Origin of the sequence: Amycolatopsis endophytica, from assembly GCF_013410405.1 — a bacterium.
Taxonomy (GTDB): domain Bacteria; phylum Actinomycetota; class Actinomycetes; order Mycobacteriales; family Pseudonocardiaceae; genus Amycolatopsis_E; species Amycolatopsis_E endophytica.
The window spans coordinates 1,607,931-1,631,324 of sequence record NZ_JACCFK010000001.1; the positions used below are offsets into that span (position 1 = coordinate 1,607,931).

General features: G+C 71.3%; 23 protein-coding genes and 1 pseudogene. 8 read left to right on the forward strand and 16 right to left on the reverse strand.

Annotated features, from left to right (window positions below; translation table 11 throughout):
* Positions 1-177: 177 nt before the first annotated feature.
* The 5 genes from HNR02_RS08020 to HNR02_RS08040 form a co-directional block, all read right to left on the reverse strand.
* A complete protein-coding gene (locus HNR02_RS08020; protein WP_179772540.1) occupies positions 178-1,170 on the reverse strand; it encodes an ABC transporter substrate-binding protein in 993 nt (330 codons plus the stop codon).
* On the reverse strand, positions 1,163-1,984 hold the full coding sequence (locus tag HNR02_RS08025; RefSeq protein ID WP_179772541.1) for an ABC transporter permease: 822 nt from the start codon (positions 1,982-1,984) through the stop codon (positions 1,163-1,165). The genes HNR02_RS08020 and HNR02_RS08025 overlap by 8 nt, the downstream gene beginning before the upstream one ends.
* Complete coding sequence (locus HNR02_RS08030; protein ID WP_179772542.1) at positions 1,981-2,739, reverse strand: ABC transporter ATP-binding protein; 759 nt, start codon at positions 2,737-2,739, stop codon at positions 1,981-1,983. Before HNR02_RS08030 ends, HNR02_RS08025 begins: the two co-directional genes overlap by 4 nt.
* Positions 2,736-3,656 carry a DUF6282 family protein gene (locus HNR02_RS08035; protein WP_179772543.1) on the reverse strand — a complete coding sequence of 307 codons (921 nt, stop codon included), beginning with the start codon at positions 3,654-3,656 and terminating at the stop codon, positions 2,736-2,738. Before HNR02_RS08035 ends, HNR02_RS08030 begins: the two co-directional genes overlap by 4 nt.
* 107 nt (positions 3,657-3,763) lie before the next feature.
* Positions 3,764-4,426: a GntR family transcriptional regulator gene (locus HNR02_RS08040; protein ID WP_179772544.1), complete on the reverse strand. Its 663-nt coding sequence runs from the start codon at positions 4,424-4,426 to the stop codon at positions 3,764-3,766.
* A 66-nt stretch (positions 4,427-4,492) separates the two neighbouring features.
* On the opposite strand from HNR02_RS08040, the gene HNR02_RS08045 reads away from it, so the two are divergent.
* Entirely contained in the window at positions 4,493-5,293 is an 801-nt protein-coding gene (locus HNR02_RS08045; RefSeq protein WP_179772545.1) for an NAD(P)-dependent oxidoreductase, read from the forward strand.
* Here HNR02_RS08045 and HNR02_RS08050 read toward each other — a convergent pair.
* Genes HNR02_RS08050 through HNR02_RS08065 form a run of 4 tightly spaced genes read right to left on the reverse strand, consistent with a single transcriptional unit; the run spans position 5,221 to position 12,106 of the window.
* On the reverse strand, positions 5,221-6,372 hold the full coding sequence (locus HNR02_RS08050; protein ID WP_179772546.1) for a GAF domain-containing sensor histidine kinase: 1,152 nt from the start codon (positions 6,370-6,372) through the stop codon (positions 5,221-5,223). The genes HNR02_RS08045 and HNR02_RS08050 overlap by 73 nt on opposite strands.
* 8 nt (positions 6,373-6,380) lie before the next feature.
* A complete protein-coding gene (cydD, locus tag HNR02_RS08055; RefSeq protein WP_179772547.1) occupies positions 6,381-9,566 on the reverse strand; it encodes a thiol reductant ABC exporter subunit CydD in 3,186 nt (1,061 codons plus the stop codon).
* A 41-nt stretch (positions 9,567-9,607) separates the two neighbouring features.
* The gene (gene cydB, locus HNR02_RS08060) at positions 9,608-10,615 is read right to left on the reverse strand and encodes a cytochrome d ubiquinol oxidase subunit II (protein WP_179772548.1); all 1,008 of its coding nucleotides are present in this window, start codon (positions 10,613-10,615) and stop codon (positions 9,608-9,610) included.
* Between the two features lie 9 nt (positions 10,616-10,624).
* Complete coding sequence (locus HNR02_RS08065) at positions 10,625-12,106, reverse strand: cytochrome ubiquinol oxidase subunit I (RefSeq protein ID WP_179772549.1); 1,482 nt, start codon at positions 12,104-12,106, stop codon at positions 10,625-10,627.
* 162 nt (positions 12,107-12,268) lie between these two features.
* Here HNR02_RS08065 and HNR02_RS08070 point away from each other — a divergent pair, with 162 nt between their 5' ends.
* Entirely contained in the window at positions 12,269-12,625 is a 357-nt protein-coding gene (locus HNR02_RS08070) for a hypothetical protein (RefSeq protein ID WP_179772550.1), read from the forward strand.
* 109 nt (positions 12,626-12,734) lie between these two features.
* Entirely contained in the window at positions 12,735-13,322 is a 588-nt protein-coding gene (locus HNR02_RS08075; protein WP_179775773.1) for a TMEM165/GDT1 family protein, read from the forward strand.
* Positions 13,323-13,398: 76 nt separating this feature from the next.
* Here HNR02_RS08075 and HNR02_RS08080 read toward each other — a convergent pair whose 3' ends face one another.
* Complete coding sequence (locus HNR02_RS08080; RefSeq protein WP_179772551.1) at positions 13,399-13,965, reverse strand: TetR/AcrR family transcriptional regulator; 567 nt, start codon at positions 13,963-13,965, stop codon at positions 13,399-13,401.
* Between the two features lie 85 nt (positions 13,966-14,050).
* Here HNR02_RS08080 and HNR02_RS08085 point away from each other — a divergent pair.
* A pseudogene (locus tag HNR02_RS08085) lies at positions 14,051-14,947 on the forward strand (FAD-dependent oxidoreductase); the annotation flags it as partial.
* 245 nt (positions 14,948-15,192) lie between these two features.
* Here HNR02_RS08085 and HNR02_RS08090 read toward each other — a convergent pair.
* The 3 genes from HNR02_RS08090 to HNR02_RS08100 all read right to left on the reverse strand — a co-directional run bounded on the left by HNR02_RS08090 (position 15,193) and on the right by HNR02_RS08100 (position 17,804).
* Positions 15,193-15,828, reverse strand: coding sequence for a helix-turn-helix domain-containing protein (locus tag HNR02_RS08090; RefSeq protein WP_179772552.1), 636 nt, complete (start codon positions 15,826-15,828; stop codon positions 15,193-15,195).
* Positions 15,828-16,682 (reverse strand): hypothetical protein, encoded by an 855-nt coding sequence (locus HNR02_RS08095; RefSeq protein WP_312861140.1) that lies wholly within the window; start codon positions 16,680-16,682, stop codon positions 15,828-15,830. Before HNR02_RS08095 ends, HNR02_RS08090 begins: the two co-directional genes overlap by 1 nt.
* A 69-nt stretch (positions 16,683-16,751) precedes the next feature.
* Positions 16,752-17,804 carry a hypothetical protein gene (locus HNR02_RS08100; protein WP_218902713.1) on the reverse strand — a complete coding sequence of 351 codons (1,053 nt, stop codon included), beginning with the start codon at positions 17,802-17,804 and terminating at the stop codon, positions 16,752-16,754.
* Positions 17,805-17,875: 71 nt separating this feature from the next.
* Here HNR02_RS08100 and HNR02_RS08105 point away from each other — a divergent pair, with 71 nt between their 5' ends.
* Positions 17,876-18,667 (forward strand): DUF2470 domain-containing protein, encoded by a 792-nt coding sequence (locus tag HNR02_RS08105; RefSeq protein ID WP_179772553.1) that lies wholly within the window; start codon positions 17,876-17,878, stop codon positions 18,665-18,667.
* A gap of 40 nt (positions 18,668-18,707) precedes the next feature.
* Here HNR02_RS08105 and HNR02_RS08110 read toward each other — a convergent pair whose 3' ends face one another.
* Positions 18,708-19,166 (reverse strand): PPOX class F420-dependent oxidoreductase, encoded by a 459-nt coding sequence (locus HNR02_RS08110; RefSeq protein WP_179772554.1) that lies wholly within the window; start codon positions 19,164-19,166, stop codon positions 18,708-18,710.
* 60 nt (positions 19,167-19,226) lie between these two features.
* Between HNR02_RS08110 and HNR02_RS08115 the strand changes: the two genes are divergently transcribed.
* The 3 genes from HNR02_RS08115 to HNR02_RS08125 all read left to right on the forward strand — a co-directional run bounded on the left by HNR02_RS08115 (position 19,227) and on the right by HNR02_RS08125 (position 21,891).
* Positions 19,227-19,991 carry a CPBP family intramembrane glutamic endopeptidase gene (locus HNR02_RS08115; protein ID WP_179775776.1) on the forward strand — a complete coding sequence of 255 codons (765 nt, stop codon included), beginning with the start codon at positions 19,227-19,229 and terminating at the stop codon, positions 19,989-19,991.
* A gap of 37 nt (positions 19,992-20,028) precedes the next feature.
* Positions 20,029-21,234 carry an arginine deiminase gene (locus HNR02_RS08120; protein ID WP_179775777.1) on the forward strand — a complete coding sequence of 402 codons (1,206 nt, stop codon included), beginning with the start codon at positions 20,029-20,031 and terminating at the stop codon, positions 21,232-21,234.
* Between the two features lie 108 nt (positions 21,235-21,342).
* Positions 21,343-21,891, forward strand: coding sequence for a ferritin (locus HNR02_RS08125; RefSeq protein ID WP_281377198.1), 549 nt, complete (start codon positions 21,343-21,345; stop codon positions 21,889-21,891).
* Positions 21,892-21,979: 88 nt separating this feature from the next.
* On the opposite strand, the gene HNR02_RS08130 is transcribed toward HNR02_RS08125, so the two are convergent.
* Positions 21,980-22,804 (reverse strand): hypothetical protein, encoded by an 825-nt coding sequence (locus HNR02_RS08130; RefSeq protein WP_179772555.1) that lies wholly within the window; start codon positions 22,802-22,804, stop codon positions 21,980-21,982.
* A complete protein-coding gene (locus HNR02_RS08135; RefSeq protein ID WP_179772556.1) occupies positions 22,801-23,304 on the reverse strand; it encodes a SigE family RNA polymerase sigma factor in 504 nt (167 codons plus the stop codon). Before HNR02_RS08135 ends, HNR02_RS08130 begins: the two co-directional genes overlap by 4 nt.
* Positions 23,305-23,394 lie beyond the last annotated feature (90 nt).

Sequence of the window (23,394 nt, forward strand, 5' to 3'; positions counted from 1 at the left end):
TCCCGCAACCCGATCCCCGGAAACGCCGGGCGCGCCAGCGCCCAGGCGCCCGGGGCGTGGCGAAGCGAAGCCGGCGCCTGCAGCCGCGCGCAGCGCAAACCCCGCGTAGCGCCCGCGACCGCAGAACTCGCGCACCGGAACGTGGAACTCGACCGCGGAAACGTGGGACTCGCGCGGCTAAGCGAGGATCGCGTTGTATTCCGGCGCCTTCTTCACCAATCCGCTGTCCAGGTGGAACTTCCGCGCCACGTCGTAGGACGCCTGCTGAACCTCGGGCCCCGGCGGCACCTCGTCGCGCAAAATCGGCAGCAGCGCGTCCAGCGCGGCGGCATCCGTCGATTTCAAGTACTGCCCCAGCAGTTCCCGTGCCCCGGCCGGATCGCCGTGGATGTCGGTCATCGCCCGGCCCACCGCCCGCTGGAAGGCCGCGAACTCGGTCTTCTTGCGGTCCAGCAGCTTCCGCGTGCTGAACACGACCCCGTGCAGCGCGCCTTTCAGGCTCGGCACGTCGCCGCGTGCCGGGGACAGGTAGATCCGGCCGGCACCGGCCGCCTCGGCCTGCTGCCCGATCGGCTGGAAGAAGGCCAGCGCGTCCACCCGCTCCGATTTCAGCGCGCCGATCGCGGAGGTGGCGGCGCTGCCGAGGTTCACCAGTGTCGCGTCCACGGCGGCGTCGCGCCCGATGGTCTGGAACAGGTAGTTGACCAGCGCCTCGGTGCCGCTGCCCGGTCCGGTGATGCCGATGTTGCGGCCCACCAGCGCCTGGACCTTCTCCTCCGGCGTGGCCGCTTCCGGGAACGACGGTGGCACGACGACGTCCACGTAGTACTCGGTGACCAGGCTCGTCACGATCCGGGTGCCGTCGTCGATCTTGGCGAGGTTGAACGCGTCCGTGATCACCCCGGCGCCGAGGTCGATGCTGCCGGACTTGAGCGCCGCCGCGACCTTCGCGCCGGTGCCCAGCCGGGGGCGTTCGCCCAGCGTCACGCCTTCGGCGGCGAAATAGCCCCGCTTCTCCGCGATGAACAACGGGAAGAACGCCGCGGAGTCGCTGATCTGGCCGACGTTGAGCACACCGGCAGGTGTCGTCGATTCGCGTGTCGCACACGCTCCAGCCAGCAGCAACGGTGTCGCGGTAAGCGCTTTCAGGATCGTCCGGCGGTCAGTCATCGAGCGGCTTCCACCGGTTGACGCGACGCCCGATCAGTCCGACCAGGACGTTCAGCAGCCCCGCCACGACGCTCAGCACGACCAGCGTCGCGAACACGCCCGCGGTGTCGAACTGGGCGGCCGCGTCGTTGATCAGGTACCCGAGGCCGCGGTTGGACGCGACCAGCTCGCCGATCACCGCACCGATGAGGGCGTACGGGATCGCCACCTTCAGCCCGGTCAGCAGCCCGGTCATCGACGCCGGCAGCACCACCTTGCGAGCGATGTCGCGGCGGTTGCCGCCCATCAGGCGCACGGCGTCGACCAGCCCGCGGTCGACCTCCCGGACACCGGCCGCGGTGTTGAGGAACACCAGGAAGAACACCGTCGCGGCGGCGAGCAGCACCTTCATGTGCATGCCGATGCCGAACCACACGATGAACAGCGGCGCGAGCGCGACCTTCGGAATCGAGTACAGGGCCATCATGAACGGGTCGAGAACGCGGTAGAGCAGGTTCAGCGACGCCAGCACGAAACCGGCGATCGCGCCCGTGACCGCGCCGAGCAGGAAGCCGTAGACGATCTCCTGCACGGTGATCCAGGTGTTCGTCCACAGTGTCCCGTCGCCTGCCCATTCGCCGAGGCGCCGGACGATGTCGGTGGGTTTGCTGGTGAACGTGCTGTCGATCCATCGGTCGGCGGCGATCTGCCACAGCACCAGGAACACCACGAGCAGCGCGATCCGCAGCGCCCAGACGGTGGTCGTGGTGCCGTGCCGCTGCCACCAGGTGCGGTCGACGCTGACGCGGACGGGACCGGTCGCCGCGATGGTCATGAGACGGCCTCCTTGAGTGCCCCGGCCAGTTCCCGGTGCAGGGACACGAATTCCGGGTCGACGCGCAGGTCGTCGGCGGAGCGGGGACGGGTGAGGGTGATCTCGCGGTCGAGCAGGATCGCGCCGAGCGAGCCGAGCACGACGACGCGGTCGCCGAGCATCAGTGCCTCCTCGATGTCGTGGGTCACGAACACGACGGTCTGGCCGCTGCCCTGCCACAGCCGCAACAGCTCCTCCTGCAGTTCGGTGCGCAGTTGCGCGTCGAGCGCGCCGAACGGTTCGTCCATGAGCAGGGTTTCCGGTGCGCCGGCGAGCATCCGCGCGAGGCTGGCGCGGCGCCGCATGCCGCCGGACAGCTCACGCGGGTAGTGCTTCTCGAATCCGCTCAGTCCCACGCGTTTGATCAGTTCCAGCGCGATCTCGCGGCGCTGGCGGGCGTCGGTCCCGCGGATCTCCAGCGGCATTTCGACGTTGCGCAGCACGTCCCGCCACGGCATCAGCGTGTCGTGCTGAGTGAGGTATCCGATGCTGGTTTCCGGGCCGTCGAGCCTGCGCGCGTGGTACCGGATCTCGCCACTGCTCGGTTCGGTGAGCCCGGCGAGCATGTTGAGCAGCGTCGATTTGCCGCACCCGCTGCGGCCGAGCAGGGTCACGAAGCTGCCCTGCTCGATGTCCAGGCTGAACTCGCGGAGCGCGACGACGGCCGAGTCGTCCTTGACGAACTGCTTGGTGATCGCGTCCGCGGTGAGGCTCATGCGCCGGCCCCCACGAGTGCGCGGCTGTTGGTGACGATCATGGTGTGCACCTCGTCCTCGGTGAAGCCGTACTCCAGCAGCCGGTCGGCCGCCAGCGCGAGGCCGTCCTCGACCGGCGGGTTGAACGGCTGGCCCAGGTCGCTGGAGATCACGGAATGCTCCGGGCCGACCGCGCGGATGTTGCCGAGCCAGACATCCCAGGCGACCTTGCCGGTGTAGGGCGTGCTGAAACACCGTTCCAGGAGCGCCCCCTGCTCGGCGAGCGCACGCTGGCGCTCGATGCCGATGCGCTGGGACGTGAATTCGGGGTGCGTGACGACGATCCGCCGCACACCCTCCGCGACGGCCGCTTCGATGACCGCGGCGGACTCGTCCTGGTGCAGGTGGCCGGTCGCCAGTGTCATGTCGTGCTGGGCGATCAGGCTCAGCACCTGCCGGGTCACGTCGAGTACCTTGCCGTCGTCGTCCAGCACGGCGACCGGGTCCGCGGCCATCCCGGCGGCGGCGAGGTCGGCCTGGAGCCGCGCCCACATCGGCGGTTGCGCGCCCTCGGGTGCCTCGGCCTGGCACTGACGCTGGTTCGCGCTGTCCACGGTGGGCAGCCAGGCGAACGTGGCCCCGCCGCGTCCGGCGATCTCGACGGCGATCGGGTTCATGCCGCCGACGGAGGCGTTGAGCGTGATGGCCCCTCGCACATCGACCCCGGTGACCCGCCGTACGACCGCGGCCCGTTCGGCGGTGGCCAGGTAGTGGGATTTGAGGACGAACCCGGCGAGCCCACCTTCGGCGAAGCGCTCCGCGAGGGTGACATCGTCGATGCGCCGCTCCATCACGTCCGGCGCGACGTGGATGTGCACGTCATAGGCGCCGCGGACCAGTGCTCGGGCACGTGAGGTGGGTACCGGGTGATCTGCCATGCCGCTCCTTTGCGCCACTATGCTCGCCACGATTGTTAACAATCTTGGCGACAGGCGTCAAGGGGATGGCGGTTTTCTCAGGTGGACCGGCAGCGCGGAGCGGCGCCTCAGGCCTGGTCGGCCTCGCGCAGCGCCGAGATCACGCTGCTCAGGTGCTTCCGCACCGCCGCGGCAGCAGCCTCACCATCATGGGCGCAGATGGCGTCGATGATGGCCAGGTGCTCGGGCAGCGAGACCGACGGGCGGCCCGGACGCATCGCCAGGCGGAACTGGTGACGCACGCTCTGCGCGCGCAGCCGCTCCAGGACGTGGCCCGCCGTGTGCTGGCCGCTGATTTCCCGCACCCGGCGGTGCAGCTGCTGGTTCAGCCCCGAGTACCCCATGACGTCCCCGGACGCGACCGCCTTGCGCATCGCCTTGCCGAGGGCCGCCAACTCGCGGATCTCGTCCTCGCCGATGCGCTCGGCGGCCTTCTCCGCGCACAGGCCCTCGACGACCATGCGCACCTCGGAGATTTCGATGGCCTCTTCGAGCGACACCGCGCGCACCCGTGCACCGCGGTTCTGCACCCGCTCCACCAGGCCCTCGTTGGCGAGTTCGAGCAGCGCGATGCGGATGTTCGCCCGGCTCGCGGCGAACTGCGCCGACAGATCGGCCTCGACCAGGCGCTGGTTCGGCACGAACTCACCGTGGATGATCGCCTCCCGGATGGCGTCCACCACCGGCTTCTCGACTTCGGCCTGCTCGCCCACACCCGCTCCCGCTCGCATTGTTGACAATTTTGTCGTGAACATCGTCTACTCGGATCGTAGTCGGTCGTCGAGGAGGAACCCCTTATGTCCGGAAAATCGCCCGTCGTCGCCGTTCTCGGCCTCGGGGAAGCGGGCACCGAGTTCGCCCGCGACCTGCGTGCGGCCGGGGCCGTCGTGCGCGGGTACGACCCGGCGTTCACCACGGACTTCACCAGTGAGGCCGAGGCCGCCGAAGGGGCTGACCTCGTGCTCAGCGTCAACAGCTCGGCCGCCGCGGTCGGCGCGCTGCGGGCCGGGCTGCCGAAGGTCAGCGGCGTCTGGGCCGACCTCAACACCGCCTCCCCCGGCAAGAAACGCGAACTGGCCGCCATCGCGCGCGAGGCCGCCGTCGACTTCGCCGATGTCGCGATCATGGCGCCGGTCCCCGGCAAAGGTCTGACCGTGCCGATGCTCGCCACCGGACCCGCCGCCGACGGGGTCGCCAAGATCCTGGGCCCGCTCGGCGCGAAAGTCGAGGTGATGGACGGCGAGGCCGGTCTCGCGGCGGAACGGAAACTGCTGCGCAGCGTCTTCTTCAAGGGCATGTCCGCGGCGGTCGTCGAAGCGCTGGAAGCGGCTCGCGCGGCGGGCTGCGAGGACTGGCTACGTGGCGTCATCGTCACCGAACTCACCGGCGCGAGCGAATCCACTGTGGACCGTCTGGTGACCGGCAGCCACAAGCACGCCAAGCGCCGCACCGCGGAGATGGCCGCCGCCGCGGAGATGCTGGGCGACCTTGGCGTGGCCGCGGACGTCGCGGCGGCGTCGCGGGATCAGCTGGCCCGCCTCTCCAACGGCAGCTCGAACGCCACGAGCGTGCCCAGGCTGGGCGAGGAGTTGAGGTAGAACTTCCCGCCCGCGCGCGTCGCGCGTTCCTCCAGGTGCCGCAGGCCGCGGGTCTGCACGTCCTGCGGCACCCCGGCGCCGTTGTCGCGGACCCGCAGCCGCACCCCATCGGCGTCACGGACCAGCGTCACCCTCGTCTCGCTCGCCCCCGAGTGCCGGACCACATTGGACAGTGCCTCGCGCAGCGCGGCGCGGATGTGGTCCGCGCGCTCGGCCGGGATGTCGGCCAGCTCACCGGACAGCTCCAGCGTGGGCGGGAACCCGAGCAGCTCGCCCGCGATCCGCACCTCGGCACGCGCGGACTCGGCCAGATCCGTGGCCGACGGCTGCTCCGACGCCTCCGGCTCCGGCGACCGCAGCTCGCGTACGGTGTGCCGGATCTCCTCGATGGTCTCGTCGAGCTGGTCGATCGCCTCGCCGAGCCGGGTCGCGTCGGTCGAGGCGAACCGCTTGCGCATCCGCCGCCGCACCCGGTCCAGCTGCATGCCCGCCGCGTACAACCGCTGCACGATCACGTCGTGCAGCTCGCGGGCGATGCGCTCGCGCTCCTGGTAGAGCGTGATGCGGTGGCGGTCGTTGGCGGCCTCGGCCAGCGCCAGCACGACACCGACCTGCGCGGCGAACGCCGTCAGCACCTCGACCATAGCGGGCTCGAACGGGCTACCGGTCCGCTCCCGGTACACCGCGAGCGCGCCCAGCACCCGGCCACCGGATCCGAACGGCGCCGCCGCGAACGGCCCGAACCGGCGCAGCTCGGACGGCACGTACGGGGCCGTGCGCGGATCGGTCGTCATGTCCTCGGCCACGACCGTCACCCCGCCGTGCGCCACCTGACCCGCCGCTGACTCGGCGGGCAGCACCAGTCCGCGTGGATCCTCGTTGTGCGTGCCGTACGCGGCTTCGACCGACACCTTGCCGTCGCCCGCGCGGACCATCACCAGGCACAGGTCGGCGCCCGCGATCTCGGCGGCCTTGTGCACCACCGAGTCCAGGACCGCGTCGGGGTCACCGCCGGACAGGGCGGCGGTGGTGATCTCCGTGGCCGCGGACAGCGCGCGGGCGGCGAGGGTCGGTTCCATGAGCAGGGTCAAGCGTAGCCGCCTTCCAGGACCGGCATCCGCGCCCTGACCTGCCCGTCACCCACGTCGAGCACGAGGTCGGCCGCCACCGGGTGGTGCGTGACGTGCACGACCGTCTTGCCCGACAGCGCCGTGCGCAGGTTCGCGAGCAGCTCGCGGGCGGTCGGTTCGTCGAGGTGCGCGGTGGGCTCGTCGAGCAGGACGAGGTCCGCGCCCGGGGCGGCGACCAGGGCGCGGGCGACCGCGAGCCGCTGCGCCTGACCACCGGAAAGTCCGCTGCCCGCACCACCGAGGACGGTGTCGAGCGGGATGTCGAGGCAGGCCAGCCGCAGGGCCTCCCGGAGACGGTCGTCGTCGGCGTGCGGATCGGCCAGGCGCAGGTTCTCCGCGACCGTCGTCGAGACGAGCTGCGGCTCCTGCGGCGCCCACGCGACCGAAGCGGCCGTCGTGACCCGACCGCTCCGCGCGGGCAGGAACCCCAGCAACGCGGCGAGCAGCGTCGACTTGCCCGCGCCCGACGGACCGACCACCGCGACGTGCGCGCCCTCCGGAATCCGCAGGTCGACGTCGCGCAGGACCGGGGTGGTCCAGCCGAGGTCGGCGTGCTCGAAGGCGATCGGGCCGTGGCTCGCGACCGGCAGCGGTTCGGACTTTTCGACGTCCGCGATTCGCGCCATCGACGTCCGCAGCGGGTCCCAGTGCTGCGCGACCGGCGGCAGTGTCGCGAGCACCTCGGCCAGCGCCAGCGGCACCAGCGCGAGGACGGGCGCGAGCACCGGCTCGATCCCCGACCGGGCGGCCAGCCCGATCCCGGCCACCGCCGCGAAGCCGGTGACCAGCGTGATCAGCGCGTCGGCCGCGCCCGCGCCGTAGGCCTGGCGGCGGGCCTGGTGCGCCAGCCGCTCGTCGGCACGGGCCAGCTCCGCGCGACGACGCCGGGGGCCGAAGACGATCAGCTCGGCGGCGGATTCGACCAGGCCGAGCACCTGGGCGCTCACCGTCCGGCGCCCCTCCGCCAGCGCGGTCGTGGCGTGGCGTTCCAAGCGCAACGCGAGCGCGGGCGCGGCGAACGCCCCGATCAACACGGCGACCGCGAGCACGAGCCCGGCGGCGGGCAGCAGCACCGTCTGCACCGCGACCGCCCCGGCCAGCACGAGCACCGCGATCAGCGGCGGGGTGACCACCCGCGGCAGCAGGTCGCGAACGGTGTCGACGTCGGCGACCAGCCGCCGCTGGCCCTCGCCGAACCGCAGCCCGAGCGTGCGGGCGGGACCGAGCCGCACCAGCCCGCGCCACAGCCGGACCCGCAACTGCCCGGCGATCCGGAACGCGGCGTCGTGCGTGAGCAGGCGTTCGAGGTAGCGCAGCGCCGCGCGGCCGAGCCCGAAGGCCCGCACCCCGACGACCGCGACGGTCAGCGTCAGGATCGGCGGCTGCTGCGACGCCTTCGCGATGAGCCAGCCCGAGGTCGCGGTCAGCGCCACCCCGGCCAGCAGCGCCAGCGCGCCCACGCCCGCACCGCCGAACAGCCGTCCGCTCACCACGCCCCGGAGCGACTGCCGCCGCGAATCCGTCGTGGCCGGGGTGTGCGGCTGGGCAGGTTCAGCGGGCACGCCCGGCAGGTGGGCCTCCCGGTCGTGCGCCGCCAGCAGGACGGCCGTGCCCAGCGGCAGCGTCGAGTGGATCGCCGCCTCGACCAGTGCGGCGTTCGTGGCGTCCTGGTGCGCGCTGGGCTCGTCGAGCAGCAGGAGCCAGGCGCCGTGCCGCACCCGCAGCAGCGCTCGGGCCACGGCGACCCGCTGACGCTGCCCCGTGGACAGCTCGTGCACCGGCACGTCGGCGAGCCCGGCGAGGTTCAGTTCGTGCAGCAGCGCGTCGACCTCGACCGGATCGGGCTCGCCGTCGAGGGACAGCTCGCCGCGGACCGTGCCGCCGGTGAAAACCGGGTTCTGCGGCACCCACGCGATGTCCCGCCGGAACGCCGTCACGTCGACTTCGCTCAGCGGCAGGCCGTCGACCAGCACTTCGCCCTGCGACGGCCGCACGAAACCCAGCAGCACGGCCAGCGTCGTCGACTTGCCGGCACCGCTGCGCGAGCGCAGCCGGGTCACCGCACCGGGCCGCAGCGTGAACGTCTCGCCGTCCGGCGCGAACCCGCCGCGCCGCGCGACACGCAGGCCCTCGACCCGCACCTCGCCGCGACTCGGGATCGCGGTCCCGTCCGGCGTCACCGGCTCGGCCAGGACGTCGGCGACCCGGCGGACCGCCTCGACCCCGTCCTCGCTGGCGTGGAAGGCGGCGCCGACCGCCCGCAGCGGCTGGTAGCACTCCGGGGCCAGGATCAGCACGCCGAGCCCGATCGCCAGCGGCAGGTCACCGCCGACCAGCCGCATCCCGATGGCCACCGCGACCAGCGCGACCGACAGCGTCGCGGCCAGCTCCAGCACGAACGCCGAGGAGAACGCGACCCGTAGCGTCCTGAGCGTGGTGCGCCGGTGCTGCTCCGACACCCGTCGCACCGCCTCGGCCTGCGTATCCGCCCGCCGGAACGCGGCCAGCACCGGCAGCGCGCGCACGAGTTCGAGCAGGTGACCGGACATCCGGTGCAGCGCGTCGGCCGCGGCGGCGGACCGGTCGGCCGTGTACTTGCCGACGAGGATCGCGAACAGCGGCAGCAGCGGCACGGTGAGCGCGATGATCACCGCGGACGGCCAGTCCGCGAACAGGACGGCGGCGCCCGCACCGAGCGGCACCACCGCGGCGGTGACGAGCGCGGGCAGGTAGTCGGTGAAGTACGCGTCGAGCGCGTCCAAACCCCTGGTGGTCAAGGCGGTCAGCTCGCCCGGCCCGCGCCGCGCGATCCACTCCGGCCCGAGCCGCATCGCGTGGTCGACGACCTTCGCGCGCAGCTCCTCCTTCGCCCCGGCCGCCGCCCGCGCCGCGACCACGCGCAGCGCCCACGCGATCAGCGCACGGGCGACCACCACCCCGGCCAGCGCGATCAGCGCACCCGTCGGGACAGCGCTTTCAGAGACCACCGCGGCACACACCGAGGCCAGCAGGAACGCCTGCGCCACCAGCGCCGCGGCGTTGCCGAGCGCGAGCAGGCCGGACAGGGCGAGCGCCCGGCGCGCCGCCGCGGACAACAGTGGCAGCGCGCCGAGCGGGCCCTTCCCCGGACGCATGGTGTCCATTGCGGACACCGATGCGGGAAGGACGGAGCGTCCGGGGAAGCTCATGGGGTGTGCACCGGCGGGATGTGGGCGGCGCTGATCCGCTTGCGGAACACCCAGTACGTCCAGCCCTGGTAGACCAGCACGGCGGGCGCGCCGAACGCGGCTACCCAGGTGATGACCTGCAGCGTGTACGGGCTGGACGCGGTGCCCGCCACGGTCAGCGAGTTGGCCGGGTCGAGGGTCGAGGGCAGCACGTCCGGGTAGAGCGCGCCGAACAGCGTGACCATCGACGCCGCGATCGTCACGCCGAGCGCGGCGAACGCCTGCCCGTCCCGGTCGGCCACCAGCCGGGTCCACGCGATCGCCGCGGCGAACACCGCGACGACGAACGCGACCAGTGTCCACAGTGCACCTTCCCGCCACTGCACGACCACCAGCAGCACGGCGAGCGGCAGCAGCGCCACCGGCAGCGCCCGGATCGCGAACGTCCGCGCCCGCTCCCGCAGCTCGCCCGCCGTCTTGAGCGCCAGGAACGCCGCGCCGTGCACCAGCGCGAACCCGGCCACGGCCAGCGCGCCGAGCAGCGTGTCCCACCGCACCGCCTCGAACGCGCCGCCGATCCGGTTGCCCTGCGCGTCGAGCGGCAGGCCGAGCACGGTGGTGGTCAGGATCAGGCCGACACCCAGCGGTGCGACCCACGAGCCGATCATGATCACGCGGTCCCAGTTGCGGCGCCAGCGCTCCGAGTCGACCTTGCCGCGGTACTCGAACGCGACGCCGCGGCCGATCAGCGCCAGCAGCACGACCAGCAACGGCAGGTAGGTGGCCGAGAACAGCGACGCGTACCAGCCGGGGAAGGCGGCGAACATCGCGCCCGCGGCGACGATCACCCAGACCTCGTTGCCGTCCCACACCGGCCCGATCGTGTTGATCATGACGCGGCGCTCGGTGTTGTCGCGGCCCAGGATCGGCAGCAGCATGCCGACGCCGAAGTCGAAGCCCTCCAGGAACAGGTACCCCAGCCAGAAGGCGACGATGATGCCGAACCAGATCGTTTCCAGGCTCATGATCGTTCCCTAGTAGGCGAAGGCAAGTTCGTCCTTGCCTTCCGAGTCGTCGGTCTGCTTCGGTGGGATGACTCCCTCGATCCCGCCGCGCACGTACTTGCGCATCAGGAACACCTCCACCACCCCGAGCACGGCGTACAGGCTGGTCAGCGCGATCAGCGACGTCCACACCTCACCGGCGGTGAGGCGCGAGACGGCCCGCGCGGTGAACATCCACACACCGTCCACACCGGAGGGATTCGGCACCACGACGAACGGCTGGCGGCCCATCTCGGTGAAGATCCAGCCCGCGCTGTTGCCGATGAACGGGGTCGCGATGCTCAGCAATGCCAGGCGCGGGAACCACTTCGTGTCCGGGATCCGGTTCTTCCGGGTCAGCCACAGCGCCAGCAGTCCGGTTCCGGCCGAGATCGCACCGAAACCGATCATGATGCGGAAACCCCAGTAGGTCACCGGCAGGTTCGGCACGTAGTCGACCGGCTGCCCGGCCAGTTCGCCGAGCTGCGGGTCGTCCGGGTAGTTCGTGCCGTAGCGCGCCTGGTACTCGGTCACCAGGTCCTCGACGCCCTTGACCTCGGTGGTGAAGTCACTGTGCGCGAGGAACGACAGCAGCGCGGGCACGTTGAACGTCTTGACGTCCTCACAGTTGGACGACGCGACGTCGCCGACCGCGATGATCGAGAAGCTGGCCGGCTGCTCGGTGTGGCACAGCGCCTCGGCCGAGGCCATCTTCATCGGCTGCTGCTCGAACATCAGCTTGCCCTGGAAATCGCCCGTGATCGCGAGCACCGCGAACGCGACGATGCCGGTCCAGCCGCCCAGCCGGATCGACGACCGCCACACCGCGCGGTGCTCGTCGTCCGACTTCCGCTTGCGCCACAGGTGCCACGCGCCGATGCCGACGAGGAACGCGGCGGCGACCGAGAAGGCACCGGCGATGGTGTGCGGGATCGCGGCCAGCGCGGTGTTGTTGGTCAGCACGGCCCAGATCGAGTTCAGCGTCGGCTTGCCGTCGGTGAACGTGACGCCGACCGGGTGCTGCATCCACGAGTTCGCCGCCAGGATGAAGTAGGCGGAGGCGATCGTCGCGAGCGAGAACGCCCACGCGCAGGCCAGGTGCACCTTCTTCGGCAGCCGGTCCCAGCCGAAGATCCACAGTCCGAGGAACGTCGACTCGACGAAGAAGGCGACCAGGCCCTCCATCGCCAGTGGCGCCCCGAACACGTCACCGACGAAGCGGGAGTAGGCGTTCCAGTTCATCCCGAACTGGAACTCCTGGACGATGCCGGTCACCACGCCCATCGCGAAGTTGACCAGCAGGAGCTTTCCCCAGAACTTGGTCATCTTGTAGTAGCGCTGCTCACCGGTGCGGACCCAGGCGGTCTGCATCCCGGCGACGAGGACCGACAGTCCGATCGTGAGCGGGACCATGAGGAAGTGGTAGACGGTGGTGATCCCGAACTGCCACCGAGCCAACTCAAGCACGTCCACGTCATTCAGCCTGCTCGCGCGCGGGCCCCGGCATCAGGTCCCGGAGTCCTGATCTTGCCGGGACCTAGGTCCCGGTGCCTCGCAGTCCGTTGACAAGCGGGGCGAGCGTTCCGTATCTTCCCGACGAACCGGGGTGCTGGCCCCGCTTCTGGGAAGATGAGCATGGACGAACTCGTACTGGTCACCGGCGCCGGAAAGCTCGTGGTCGACGCGGCTTCGGCGGCGGGCGTGCGGCAGCAGCTGATCGCGTTGGTGGCCACGGCGATCAGCGCGGCCACCGGCGTCGCAGTGCCCTGCGAACAACTCGGCATCGAGGAGTTGCGCCGTATCGATCCGCGTTTCGCCGAGGGTTGCGAATATCTCAACAACAACCCCGAGCCACCGGTCGACATCGCGGCGCTACGGGAACTGCACCCGCACCTGACGACCTTCCCACAGTGGCTCCAACACGGTGGTTCCGAGCAGCTCAAGGCTGTTTTCGGCGCGACGAAAAACAATGTGAGCCGCACGTCGGGGTAATTCTTCCGCAGCGAAAACCATCGATTCGCACAACCGATCTGCTGGCCTTTTGCCGCACACCCCTTTTATCGTGTCAGTGAAAGGGGTGGAAATCTTCGTGAGTACCGCACTGCTGGCGCTGCTGAGCGCGTACGTGCTCGTCCTGGCCGTGGAACTGCCGGACAAGACGATGATCGCCACTCTCGTGCTGACCACCCGGTTCCGCGCCTGGCCGGTGCTGGCCGGGGTGTCCGCCGCGTTCGCCGTCCAGGCGACCATCGCGGTGCTGTTCGGACGCGCGCTGACGTTGCTGCCGGACAGCCTGGTCGCGGCGGTCGTCGCGGCGCTGTTCGGGCTCGGGGCGTTCCTGTTGCTGCGCGAGGGGTTCTCGCGGGCCGACGAAAGCGGTGAGGACGCCGCGCGCAACGGCCTGAAGCCGGTGTCGTTCCTCCGCGCCGCGGCGACGTCGTTCGGTGTCCTGTTCGCCGCCGAATGGGGCGACGCGTCCCAGCTGGCCACCGCCGGGCTGAGCGCCCGCTACGGCCACCCGCTGATGGTCGGCGCCGGCTCACTGCTCGCGCTGGTCACGGTCGCGGCGGTCGCGGTGTTCATCGGGCACAAGGTGCGCGGCCGCCTCAAGCCGAAGCTGCTGCAGCGCATCGCCGGGTTCGCCTTCGCCGGGTTCGCGCTCCTCGCGGTCTGGCAGGCGTTCGCCTGAGCCTCACGCGCGCAATCCGACTTCGGGATACCGCGCCGATGGCCGCTGTGGGGGCGGCGCGGTTCCGGGGCGCGGGTCAGGCCGTCAACGCGAGCGTGGCGCGGCGAGCCGCGGCCAGGATGTCCTCCAGGCTCGCGTCCGTGCGCTGCGCGGACAGCAGGGCGGCGCCGACGGTGTCGAAGGCCATCCGGACGTAGAGCCGGTCAGCGGGCGTCGCGTCGGCGGCGACCAGGGCGTCGACGATCCGCTCGAAGTGCGATCGCACGTCGTTGCCGTCGTCGAGCAGGTTCCGCAGCACCGGGCCGTTGGCGTGCATCAGGCGCATGCCGTCCAGCCGCTCGGACGTCGCGCCGTCGATCCACCGCAGCGCCGCCCGTTGCACCAGATCGGGTGATGCGGGCTGCGTGCGAATCCACTCGACGAGGTCGTCCAGCTCGCGCCTGCGCTCGGTGAGGAGGCTCGTGACGATCGACTCCTTGCTCGGGAAGTGGTAGTACAGCGCCGACTTCGTGATGCCGAGCGCGGTGCTGATGTCCCTGGTCGACGTGCCCTCGTAGCCCCGCTCGGTGAACAACCGCAGCGCGACGCGCAGGATCTCGGCACGCGTTTCGGCGCCCGTGCGCCGGTCCTCCCTCGTGGCCATGCCGCCAGTGTACTTGCTGACCGACCGCCCGTTCAGCTACCGTGAAACTGAACGACCGCCCGTTCAGTAGGCAGGGAAACCAACCATGACGATCACGATCATCGGAGCCGGGCCCGGCGGCCTGCTGTGCGCCCGCGTCCTGCAGCACCACGGCATCGAAGTCACGGTGCACGACGCCGACGCCGCGCTGGAGGCCCGCGACGCCGGCGGCTCACTCGACCTGCACGCCGACATGGGCCAGATCGCCATGGCGGACGCGGGCCTGCTGGAGGAGTTCCTGGCGCTGTCACGGCCCGAATCGCAGACCAAGACCAGGCGCGACCACCACGGCACCGTCCGGAAGTCGTTCGTCCCCACCGGTGACGACACGGCCGCGCCGGAAATCGACCGCGGTCAGCTGCGAGCACTGCTGGCCGCGCACGTCGAACCCGGCACCGTCCACTGGGGACACAAGCTGACCCGGGCCGAACCGCTCGGCGGGGGCGGGCACCGGTTGGAGTTCGCCGACGGCTCGTCCACCGAGACCGACCTCGTCATCGGCGCCGACGGGACCTGGTCCCGTGTCCGGCCGCTGCTCACCGGCGCCACCGCCCAGTACAGCGGCGTCAGCTTCATCGACGTCCGCTTCGACGACGCCGACACGCGCCATCCCGCGGTCGCCGAGCTGACCGGGCCGGGACACATGTTCGCGAACGATGGCGCCCGACACGGCATCGTGCTGCAGCGCAACAGCAACGGCCACATCCGCGGCTACCTCATCGTCCGCACCCACCACATCGAGGCGCGGGACGCGGACGCGGTGAAGCGCTTTCTGCTGAAGGAGTTCGCGGGCTGGGCCGACGTTTTCCGCCCCGCGCTCACGGACTGGGACGGCGCCGTCGAGCGGCCGATCCACGTCCTGCCCGCACCCCTGACCTGGCCGCACACCCCGGGCGCGACGCTGCTCGGCGACGCGGCGCACGTGATGGCGCCCTTCGGCGGGTTCGGCGCGAACCTCGCCCTGCTCGAAGGAGCCGAGCTGGCGCACGCCATCGCCGGTGAGCCGACACTCGACGCCGCGATCACCCGCTACGAACAGGTGATGCTGCCGCGGGCGGGCGAGCTGGCGGAGGGCGCCAACCAGGCGCTCCAGGAGTTCGTGACCTCCAACGATCCGGACGACGCCCCGGACCACGAGGCCGAGCACCGCCGCTACGAAGCCGCGGCGGCCGAATACCGGGTCGCCCGTCAGGACCCGCGCAGCGCCTCGGCGACCGCCGCGGCGGCCTCGACCACCCGAGGGCCGACGGTCTCGGAGTCCAGCGACCCCAGCGCGATCACCCCGACGCTCGCCCGCAGGCCGGGCACGCCGCGCACCGGGGCGGCGATCCCGGACGTGCCGCGTTGCGGTTCGCCGGTGACCGTTGCCCAGCCACGGCTTCCGCGACGCAGCGTCAGGGCCTTGCCCGCCGCACCGACACCGATCGGGTGGCGGGCGCCCACCCGGTAGGAGACGTGGAAGTCGGTCCACGACGGCTCGACCGTCACGACCGGCTCCACCAGATCACCCTCGGCGATCGACAGGTGCGCGGTCGCGCCGCACTTTTCCGCCAGCTCCCGCAGCACCGGCCGGGCCGCTTCACGCAGCTGCGGCACGACCTGACCGGCGAGCCGCAGCACGCCGATTCCCAGCCGGACCTTGCTGCCGTCGCGCCACACCAGTCCCCGCGCGGCCAGCGGTACGAGCAGCCGGTAGACGGCGGCGCGGCTCGCGCCGATCGCCGCGGCCAGCTCGGAAATCGTGGCCGTGTCACCGTCGGCGTCCGCCACCGCCTGCAGCAGCGCCAGGCCGCGGTCGAGGGTCAGCGAGCCTTCGGCGCTCACTACAGCAGCTCGAGCGCCTCGAGGTCGGCGACCGGCTCGTCGAAGCTGGCCGAGGCGTAGGACGCGAACAGGGCGCGCACCGCCTTCGCCGCCGGCTCGGACAGGGACCGGGCTTCCGCGGCGAGCGCGTCGGCGTCGGTCGCGGCCAGCGCGCCGCGGACATCCCCGCCGGACAGGCTCCGGCCCACGGCGACCAGCAGGTTGAGGAAACCGTGGTGCGCGATGCCGTTCTCCGGGTCCTCGTGCCGGACCGCGCGGTGCAGGCTGTTGGTCGCCTTGAACGAGGCGCCGGGCGCGCCGCTGACGACCGCGAGGAAATCGGCGACCTCATCGACGCTGGGGAAGTTCTCACTGGACTGGCCGCCGCAGCGGATCTTGGGCCAGCTGCCGTGCTCGATCACGCGCCGCACGCCGTCCAGCCACCCGACCCCGCGCCGCGGCTCGACCACGCGGATCACGTCCTCGGGCACGAACTCGGAAACGCGCTCCAGCCACACCTCGTCGACGTCCGAGGGCGCCGGCATCTCCACCATGCGCAGCGACAGCAGCTCGCTGCGGGACTCGACGATCGAGATCGCCTTCGGCACCCCGCCCAGGCCGGTGTCGATGATCAGCGACAGCGGCAGCGGCTGCTTCGGCTTGATCTTGATCAGCTCGGTGATCAGCTCCGGCAGGCGCGACGCCTGGCACAGGAACACCCCGAGCAGGCCCGCGTGGTCTCCCTCGCGGCCGGCCAGGTAGTTCCGCAGCGCGTCGGGCATCGTGGCCGTCCCGGGCGGGAAGAGCGCCGAGTCGTCGACGAGCCGTGCGAAGAGGGGCGGAATTCCGCGCGGGCCGGGGGGCGTGAGTTCCACAGCGCTTGACACAGGGGACACGCTAGTAGCGTACGGGGGCCGGACAAACACGTTCGCCCCCCGGACAGTTCACCCGAGCTTCACCATCGCGAAGATCGGGTGGCCGGGCAGTCCGACGACCACCTTCTTCCCCCGCCGCGGCTCGCCGAGCACCCACAGGCGCCCGGTCGCGCGCACGTTGACCAGCAGGTCGATCGGCTGGCGGCGGAACCGCACCACGGCTTCCCCGTCGCTCAGCATTGCGCGGCCCTCCGCCCCGCCCAGGGCCCCGAACCCGACGGCCTCGATCGCGGTGTCGAGCGTCGCGGGCAGTTCGTGCCATGCCTGGGAACGGACGGCGGAGGCCAGGGTCGCCGCGCGGGACAGCACCAGCAGCCCGAAGAGCACGTAGAATACGGCGATGACGGTCGCCAGGCCGCCGGTGACCGGCGCGTCGAGGTAAGCGTTTCCCGCCAGGAACAGGGCGGCGACCAGGATCAGCACGATTGCTGTGCCCGCGGTGCGCCACCAGACCTCGCGCACGAAGGCGACCAGGACCGGGTCCTGCGCCGCCGGGACCGGCTGGTGCGGCTGCGAGCCGGGTTCCACCGAGCCGGACACCGCGGCCGTCCGCAGCCGCCCGAACCGCGCGGTGATCCCGCCGGGCAGCGCGACCAGTACGCGACCACGCGCGTCCGGCCCCACGAGGAACAGACGCCGGACGCCCGCGAGCTGGATCCGCTTCGAGCGCGGCAGCCGCACCACGACCCACTGCGCCCCGGGCAGCGCGACGCTCACCGTCGAGCTCGACACCAGCAGCTGACCGGGGCCGGGCGTGACCAGGACCGTCGGCAGGTTCATCAGCCGGCGGCCGGGCAGCACCCGGAGGAACAGCACCCAGAGGGAGACGGCGGCGATCGCGGCGAGGATTCCCACGAGGACGAGCGTGGCCGGGTCGCGGCTCAGCACCAGGAGCAGCGCGGCCAGCAAGCCGTAGAGGACCAGCGCGTTGATCAGGCGGTTGCGCTGTTTGCCCGCGATCTCGACCTCGAGCGGGTCGGACGCGGGCGGCTCGCCGACGTGGGGTTCGTACGCGGTGACGCGCGATCGGATGAAGTCCACTTCCGCGAGTCGGCGTGGCAACCGGGAACGTTACCGATCCGCTTCCCTTCGTCGATCACTCAGGTTAGGCTCACCTAAGTAGGAGGTGGCCAGTGACAGAGATCCGACGCCCGCCCGCACCGAGCCCGGCCGAGCGCGCGAAGACCATCGCTGTGCGCAACGGCCCGGGAGCGCTGCTGCCGACCACGGGCGACCCCGCGGGCAGCGACCGCGTCGTGCCCGAACTGCACCACGTGCACCCCAGCGGCAGCGTCAGCGTTCTGCTCCCGGACGACCACCCGGTGCTACGGCGCACCCGCGAGGCGGACAGGGGCGAGCTGGCCGTCGTGTTCGAACTGGCCGACCACGCCCCCGTCGACCTGCGCGAACCGATCCGCGGCCTGCTGTGGATCACCGGCTGGCTGCGGCACCTCAGCCCGGAGTCGGCGCGCGCACGGGCCCTGTCGATCGCCGAGAACCGGCCCGATCCGCGGCTGCTGGACCTGGGGCACGGGCTCAGCCTGCTGCGCCTGACCCCGGCGTCACTGGTGCTCGCCGACGCCGAAGGCACCCACTCGCTGCGACCGCACCTGTTCAACGCCGCCGCGCCGGACCCGTTCCACGGGTACGAGTCCGGCTGGCTGCGGCACCTGGAAAGCGAGCATTCGGACGTCGTCGACCAGCTCGCCCGGCACATCCCCGACGAACTGCGCGGCGGCCGGATCCGCCCACTGGGACTGGACCGGTTCGGGCTGCGCCTGCGCATCGAGTCCACCGACGGCGACCACGACGTGCGGCTGGCCTTCGGGCAACCGGTCCACGATCCGGCACAGCTGGGCATGGAGTTGCGGCGGCTGGTCGGCTGCCCCTTCCTGGCGAAGAACCAGATGCGCGTGCAGCCCTGAACGCGGAACTCGCGCGCGGGAACGTGGGACTCGCGGAAGGTCAGGCGAGCTCGGGTGGGAAGCCGCCGGTGGCGATCGGGCCCCAGCGTTCGATCGTGACGCGGATGAGCGACTTGTTCTGCTTCACCATCGCCTCGCGGTACTCGTCCCAGTCCGGGTGCTCGCCGGAGATGCAGCGGAAGTAGTCGACCAGCGGTTCGACGGCGTCGGGCACGTCGAGCACCTCGGCGCGGCCGTCGAACTGCACCCACGGTCCGTTCCACTCGTCGGAGATCACGCACGCCGACACGAGCGGATTGCGGCGGGCGTTGCGGGTCTTGGCGCGCTGCGGGTAGGTCGCCACGACGAACCGGCCCTCGGGATCGATACCGGCGGTGACCGGGGACATCTGGGGCGTCCCGTCCTCGCGGAAGGTCGTCAGGATCGCGCGGTGCCGTGGGCGGAGGAATTCGAGCAGTTCGTCCCGGTACACGCGGTCAGCGGTCGCAATCTTGGCCATGTCATCAGACGGTAGCGTGCGGACGTGCTCCGCTCCTGGCTCCGCCCCGAACGTCCCCACCTGCCCGAACCGGTGGACGCCGGCGCAGCGCGCCGCATCAGGATCGAGCTGCTCGTCGTCTTCTCGATCACCCTGGGCCTGTCCGGCGCGCGCAGCCTGCTGTCCCTGATCGATTCGCTGTTGCAGCCGGAGCCACTGTCCGACCAGCAGGTCGCGCTCAACGTCCCGCAGCGCGCCGCCGACCTGCTGGACCTGCTGGCGCAGCTGCTGTCCACCGTGCAGCTCATCGGATGGGGCGCGCTCGGCGCGTACCTGCTGGTGCGCGGTGGCCGGAAACTCGCCGACATCGGGCTGGACCGCACGCGCCCCCACCGCGACACCTGGTGGGGCGTCGGGCTGGCCGCGTTGATCGGCATCCCCGGGCTGGCGCTGTACTTCCTCGGGTGGAAGCTCGGCTTCAACCTGGCCGTCGTGCCGTCGAAGCTGGACGACACGTGGTGGCGCCCGATCGCGCTCGTCCTGTCCGCGTTCGGCAACGCCTTCGCCGAAGAAGTACTGGTCATCGGTTTCCTGCTGACGCGCCTGCGCCAGCTGGCCTGGCGCGAGAACACCGCGCTGGTCGCCGCCGCCGTGCTGCGCGGGTCCTACCACCTCTACCAGGGCTTCGGTGGGTTCGTCGGCAACTTCGTCATGGGACTGGTGTTCGGGCGCGTCTGGCAGAAGACCAACCGCCTGGTGCCGCTGGTCATCGCGCACACCCTGCTCGATGTGGTCTCGTTCGTGGGATACGCACTGCTCCGCGGACACCTCTCCTGGCTTCCCTGAGCATTACGCTCAGCCGGTGACCAACGAAACCCCCAGGGTGGACAGCGAGGTCGGGCCCCTGCGCGCCGTCCTGCTGCACCGGCCGGGCAACGAGCTCACGAGGCTCACCCCGCGCAACAACGACAAGCTGCTCTTCGACTCGATCCCGTGGGTCGGCAAGGCCCAGGAGGAACACGACGCGTTCGCCGGCGTGCTGCGCTCCCGCGGCGTCGAGGTGCTCCTGCTGGCCGACGTGCTGCGGGAGGCACTGGCCGATCCGCGCGCGCACGCCGCCGGGGTGCGCGCCGCTGTCGACGACCTGCGGCTGGGCGAGGACCTCGGGGACGCCCTGCGCTCGCACCTGTCCGGCGTCGGCGCGACCACGCTGGCCGAGGTCCTGATGGCCGGCCTGACGTTCGAGGAGCTGCCCGCCGCCGAGGGTGCGTCGCTGGTCCGCAAGATCCACCACCGGCACGACTTCGCCGTCGACCCGCTGCCGAACCTGCTGTTCACACGCGATTCGTCGGTGTGGGTCGGTGACCGGGTGGCGATCTCGTCGCTGGCGATGCCCGCCCGCCGCCGCGAGACCGCGCTGCTCGACCTCGTCTACGCCTACCACCCGCGCTTCTCCCACGCCGCCCGCGCGTACGGCGCGCACTCGGCGCCGGTCGAGGGCGGGGACGTCCTGCTGCTGGCGCCCGGCGTGCTGGCCGTCGGCATCGGTGAGCGCACCACGGCGGCCGGTGCCGAATCGCTGGCCCGTTCGCTGTTCGCCGACGACATCGCCCACACCGTGCTGGCCGTCCCGATCGCCCAGGCCCGCGCGACCATGCACCTGGACACCGTCTGCACGATGGTCGCCCCGGACGCCGTGGTGATGTACCCGCTGGCGCGCGACGAGCTGGTGGCCTTCACGCTCCGCCCGGACGGTGACGGTTCGCTGCGCGTGGACGGGCCCCAGCCATTCCTGCACGCGGCCGCCGAGGCGATGGACATCGAAAAACTGCGCGTGATCGACACCGGCCTCGATCCGGTGACCGCGGAGCGTGAGCAGTGGGACGACGGCAACAACACATTGGCCCTCGCGCCCGGTGTGGTGGTGGGTTACGAGCGCAACGTGGAGACCAACGCGCGGCTGGCGGAGGCCGGGATCGAGGTGCTGGCCATCGCCGGATCCGAGCTGGGCTCCGGCCGCGGCGGGCCGCGCTGCATGTCCTGTCCCGTGGTGCGCGATCCGATCGGCAATAAGGAAAGCCTTACTTAAATAAGCGCTCGAATAAGCACTGCCTCATCTCGGTAAGGCTATCCAAACGAAACGCGAATCACCAGGCCCGAATGGTTATCGATCAGTGAATTGGCCTATTCTGGTGTCATGGCGATGCTGAAGAAGGAACCGCGCTCCAAGTTCTACGAGCTGCTGCAGCAGCAGATCCACAACGAGTTCAACGCGTCACAGCAGTACGTGGCGCTGGCGGTCTGGTTCGACAACGAGGACCTGCCCCAGCTGGCGAAGCACTTCTACCGCCAGGCGGTGGAGGAGCGCAACCACGCGCTCGCGCTCGTGCAGTACATGATGGACACCGACCACCACGTCGAGGTCCCCTCGACCGGCGACGTGCGCAACGACTTCGCCGAGCCGGTCGAACTGGTCGAGCTCGCGCTGGAGCAGGAGAAGGAGGTCGCCGCCGACTTCAAGACCCTGCTCAAGGCGGCGCGCGCCGAGGAGGACTATCAGGCCGAGCAGTTCCTGCACTGGTTCCTCAAGGAGCAGGTCGAGGAGGTGTCGCAGATGAGCACGCTGCTGAACGTGGTCAAGCGCGCCAACGGCAACCTCTTCGACGTGGAGACCTGGCTGGCCCGCGAGTCCGTCGGCGACGGTGGCGACCCGGACATGCCGCCGGTCGCCGGGGGCGCCCTGTAGGACGGACGCGGCAGGACCGCCATACCGCGGAGCGCAGGAGGCCCGGGCCGGTGCGGCCCGGGCCCTTCTCTGTCAGCAGCACGGCCCGTCAGCACCCCGGCGCGGCGACCAGTTCCCAGTGCACGACGGTCTCGGCGGAATTGACGTAGAACGTGTAATGCGCACCCGATCCGGTGGCCGCGCTGTAATTACCCGCACCGGCCGTCAAATCAGGATAGGCATTCCTCAGTTCGGTCACCGTGGATCCGGTCCCCACGTTTTCCGGGCTGCGCGCGCCGGTCGCGGTGAAGACCACCACTCCCCCGGTCGGGGAAATCGTCACGCTCGCCACGGATCCGGTGCCCTCGGTGAGGCGGTAGACGGTGCACTCGGCCGGGGCCGCTCCGGCGCCCGCGAGCATGCCGGTGGCTTTGGCGTCGTCGAAGCTCATCCCCAGCCGCAACGCCGCGTAACCGGTCGGGCCCAGGACGGCCGCCACGGCCGCGGGCGCCGGACGGGCCGAGGAGCGGCCGCTGGTCGACTTCGGCGGCTGTGTGGCGGGCGCGCTGGTGGGCGGCACCGGGACCCCGCTCGGCGGCAGCCCGGTACTGGTCGGCGGCGGGACCGGTTCCGACGGGAACGTCGGGGGCACCACGACCGGGCCCGGCGCGGAGGTCGTCGGTGCCCGCGGGGCGGTCGTGGACGGGGCCGCCTCGTGCACGGCCGGGTCCGGGCTGGCGACCAGAAGCCCGGCGGAGACCAGCACGGCAGCGGTGAGGACGCCACCGGAGACGGCCAGTGCGTTGCGCCGCCGACGCCGTCGGCGGATACCGGACAGGATCGCGTCCCCGGCGTCCGGCGCGGCGTGGACGGCGAGCCGTTCGTCGTCGAACAGCCGCCGCAGCTCGGCACCGAGCTCGTCGTCGGGGTTCACCGCTGGTCCCTCCCTCCGGACACCGAGCCGATCTTGGTGCGCAGCGACGCGATGGCCTTGCTGGCCTGGCTCTTCACCGTGCCCGCGCTGATCCCGAGCGAGCTGGCGATCTCCGCCTCGGACAGGCCCTCGTAGTAGCGGAGCACGATCACCGCGCGCTGACGCGGCGGCAGTTCGCGGAGCGCCTGCCACAACGGCTCGTGCTCGAACGGGTCGACCGGTTCGTCCGTGCGCTGCTCGGGCAGTTCGGCGACCAGGTTCTCCCGGCGCAGGCGTCGCCAGCGGCTGATGTGCGCGTTGGCCATGGCGCGGCGGATGTAGGCGAGCGGGTCGGCGGCCTTGCGCTGCACGTGGGTCCAGCGGGAACCGATCTTCTCCAGCACCGTCTGCACCAGGTCGGCGGCGTCGTGCGGGTTGCCGGTGAGCGCGTGGCCGTAGCGGAGCAGGCCGGGCAGGTTCGCCTGCACGAACTCTCCGAAGTCCGCGAGCTCGTCGCTCACCGATGACCCCCTCCCCGCCGCGCGGCCGCCTCCCCAGGCGAGGGCCGGCGCGGTCGAGGTCACCGTATCCCCTCCTCCGACCGTGCGTCT

Excerpts from the sequence above, each read along its gene's own strand:
- HNR02_RS08050 (WP_179772546.1), bottom strand. The coding sequence starts at position 6,372 with ATGGAACCGACCCTCGCCGCCCGCGCGCTGTCCGCGGCCACGGAGATC.
- HNR02_RS08045 (WP_179772545.1), top strand. The coding sequence starts at position 4,493 with ATGTCCGGAAAATCGCCCGTCGTCGCCGTTCTCGGCCTCGGGGAAGCG.
- cydB (WP_179772548.1), bottom strand. The coding sequence starts at position 10,615 with ATGAGCCTGGAAACGATCTGGTTCGGCATCATCGTCGCCTTCTGGCTG.
- HNR02_RS08035 (WP_179772543.1), bottom strand. The coding sequence starts at position 3,656 with ATGGCAGATCACCCGGTACCCACCTCACGTGCCCGAGCACTGGTCCGC.
- HNR02_RS08125 (WP_281377198.1), top strand. The coding sequence starts at position 21,343 with ATGGCGATGCTGAAGAAGGAACCGCGCTCCAAGTTCTACGAGCTGCTG.
- HNR02_RS08030 (WP_179772542.1), bottom strand. The coding sequence starts at position 2,739 with ATGAGCCTCACCGCGGACGCGATCACCAAGCAGTTCGTCAAGGACGAC.
- cydD (WP_179772547.1), bottom strand. The coding sequence starts at position 9,566 with ATGGACACCATGCGTCCGGGGAAGGGCCCGCTCGGCGCGCTGCCACTG.
- HNR02_RS08110 (WP_179772554.1), bottom strand. The coding sequence starts at position 19,166 with ATGGCCAAGATTGCGACCGCTGACCGCGTGTACCGGGACGAACTGCTC.
- HNR02_RS08020 (WP_179772540.1), bottom strand. The coding sequence starts at position 1,170 with ATGACTGACCGCCGGACGATCCTGAAAGCGCTTACCGCGACACCGTTG.
- HNR02_RS08070 (WP_179772550.1), top strand. The coding sequence starts at position 12,269 with ATGGACGAACTCGTACTGGTCACCGGCGCCGGAAAGCTCGTGGTCGAC.
- HNR02_RS08025 (WP_179772541.1), bottom strand. The coding sequence starts at position 1,984 with ATGACCATCGCGGCGACCGGTCCCGTCCGCGTCAGCGTCGACCGCACC.
- HNR02_RS08080 (WP_179772551.1), bottom strand. The coding sequence starts at position 13,965 with ATGGCCACGAGGGAGGACCGGCGCACGGGCGCCGAAACGCGTGCCGAG.
- HNR02_RS08040 (WP_179772544.1), bottom strand. The coding sequence starts at position 4,426 with ATGCGAGCGGGAGCGGGTGTGGGCGAGCAGGCCGAAGTCGAGAAGCCG.